The sequence below is a fragment of the Sandarakinorhabdus rubra genome (assembly GCF_010994245.1).
In the GTDB taxonomy this organism is placed as follows: domain Bacteria; phylum Pseudomonadota; class Alphaproteobacteria; order Sphingomonadales; family Sphingomonadaceae; genus Sandarakinorhabdus; species Sandarakinorhabdus rubra.
The window spans coordinates 1-2,448 of the sequence record NZ_WMHO01000301.1 but is presented as its reverse complement, the minus strand read 5'-3'; the positions used below and the strand labels follow the sequence as shown (position 1 = coordinate 2,448).

The 2,448-nt window shown below is 70.2% G+C and carries 1 protein-coding gene and 1 pseudogene; both read right to left on the bottom strand.

All coding sequences use genetic code 11. The annotated features are described in order from the left end of the window. A partial coding sequence (locus GJV64_RS13680) for a fused MFS/spermidine synthase (RefSeq protein WP_164157940.1) occupies positions 1-2,122 on the bottom strand: 2,122 nt, incomplete at its 3' end. A gap of 61 nt (positions 2,123-2,183) precedes the next feature. Further along, positions 2,184-2,448: pseudogene (locus GJV64_RS13675) on the bottom strand (hypothetical protein); the annotation flags it as partial.

Here is a 2,448-nt window from a genome sequence, read left to right as displayed (position 1 = left end):
CGGCCGCGGTGAGCTGGCGCAAGCGGGCCGGATCGCGGGACAGCGCCACCCATAGCGAGGGGAACTCCCGTTCGCGGCCCGGCGGCGGGGTGAAGGCCAGGCGCGCCGCCGTCCAGCCACCCTCGGCCGCCAGCCGGGCCAGCACCGGCTCCAGGTCCACGAAGCGGTTGGTGATGTGGATCACCAGAAGGCCATCGGCCCGCAGCGCCCGCCCATAGATGGCCAGCGCCTCGCGCGTCATCAGGTGCAGCGGGATGGCATCGGAGGAAAAGGCATCGATGGCCAGCAGGTCGAAGGCCGCCGGTGGCTGGGCAGCCAGCGTGAGACGGGCATCCCCGGTGATCATGCCAGCGGTGGGCGCACAGGCCGAAAGATAGGTGAAATCTTCGCGGGCGATGGCCACCACCACCGGATCGATCTCGAAAAATGTCCAGCGCTGACCGTCCCGCGCGTGACAGGCGAGCGTGCCGGCGCCCAGTCCCACCACGCCAATGCGGGCCTGCGGGCCATAGAGCGAGGGCACCGCCGCCAGCGCCCTGCCGATGCCGCTGCCCGGCACATAATAAGTGGTGAGCTGGCGCGCACCGGCGCCATCAAGGGACTGTGTGCCGTGCAGCGTGGTGCCATGCAGAAGCCAGCGCAACCCCTGTTCGCGATGATCTTCCACCGTGTAGACGCCGAAGAAGCTGCGCTGGTGCAGGCCCTCGGCCACCTTGGCCAGCCGCGCCGCGCCGCCCAGGCCCAGCATGGCCAGCAGCAGCACGCCGGTGAACAGCCAGCGGTGCCCGATGCTGACCCAGCCGATCACCATCATGGCGGCCAGCGCAGCGCCGGTGGCCCACCCCGGTTGCAGCCGGGCAGACAGCGGCGTGGTGCCAAAGCCGGTGGCCACCCACAGGGCCAGCCCCACCATCCCCACCAGCAGCAAGGCTGGCACCAGGCGGCCGACAGGCAATTCCAGCCGCGGTGTTGCACTGAGCAGCAGGGCCGCACAGAGCAGCAGCAAGGGATGTTCCCACTGCCAGGAAAAGACCAGCGGCGCCACCAGCGCGCAGAACAGCCCGCCCAGGGCACCGCCCACCGACATCCAGAGGTAGAAGCTGGTCAGTCCCGCCGGCGGCGGGCGCTCCCCGGCCAGCGTGCCGTTCAAGGCCACGGCGAGCACGAAGAACAGCAGCAGGCCCCCGACGGCCAGCCAAACCGCCACCGTCGGACCGTTGGCGGACTGGAACACCGGTGCGGCCAGCAGCAGCAGCAGCGGCGGCGCCAGGCGCAACGCCCCGGCGGTGGCGCGCTCCCCCGCGGCCGAGAAGGCAATCACGAAGCTGAGCAGGTAGAGCGCCAGCGGCACCACCCACAGCAGCGGCATCGCCATCAGATCGGTGGTGAGATGCGTGGTGGTGGACAGCAGCAGGCCCGAAGCGACCGCCGCCAGCGCCACCCAGCGCAGCCGTTGGCGCCAGCCGATGGCCGCTGCCGGCGCGGCCTGCACCGCCGCAGTGCCGGCGCCGTGGACCCGCATCCCGCACAGGCCGACCAGCAGGGCGAGCGCGACAAAGCCGGCAGACCAACCCAGCCGCTGCGGCCACAGACCGGCCAACGGCTCCACCAGCAGCGGATAGGCGATCAGCGCAGCAAAGCTGCCAAGGTTGGAGGCGGCGTAGAGAAAATAGGGGTTGGCCGCATCGGGATCGCCCGACCGCGCAAACCAGGCCTGCATCAGCGGCGCCTGCGCAGAGGCGACGAAGAATGTCGGGCCGATCGACACCGCCAGCAGCCCCAGCAGCCACAGCGTTGGATCGCCACTGCCGGCCGGCGGATACCAGGCGGCAATGCCGATCGGCAGGCTGAGCGCAGCAACGGCGAACAGTGCCAGGTGGATCGCCAGTTGCCGGCCCGGCGCCAGCCGCTGCAGCCAATCGGCATAGAGATAGCCCAGCAGCAGCACCACCTGATAGAACAGCATCGCCACGTTCCACACCGCCGGCGCCCCACCCAGCACCGGCAGCACGATGCGGCCGAACATCGGCTGGACCAGGAACAGCAGGAAACTGCCGGCAAGGATGGTGAGCGTGAACAGCGGGCGGGCCGGGATCACGAGGCGGTCCGTGCGGCTGGTCATCGCTGCCCTGTCTGAGGCAATGGCCGCGACTTGGCAAGGCGCTCAGAGGCTTGGGTAATCGTCAAATATTGTCAAGCAATTGGGCCATTGTGGAGGCATTCAGCGCAAAGCCGGCCAGCATGGCCAGCGCTGCAGCCAACAGCGGCCAGGCGCCCGACCATCCGCCGCCGCCCAACTCGCCCTTGCGCCGGGCCAGCACCAGCGCCACCCCGGCCTTGAACAGCGTGTTGAGCAGCACCGGCAGCGCCAGGATTCCGCCGGCCAGCGCCGGCGCGATGCTCCCTGCCGGCACGCTGCGCAGCGCCACGATGGCGGCATCGACATCG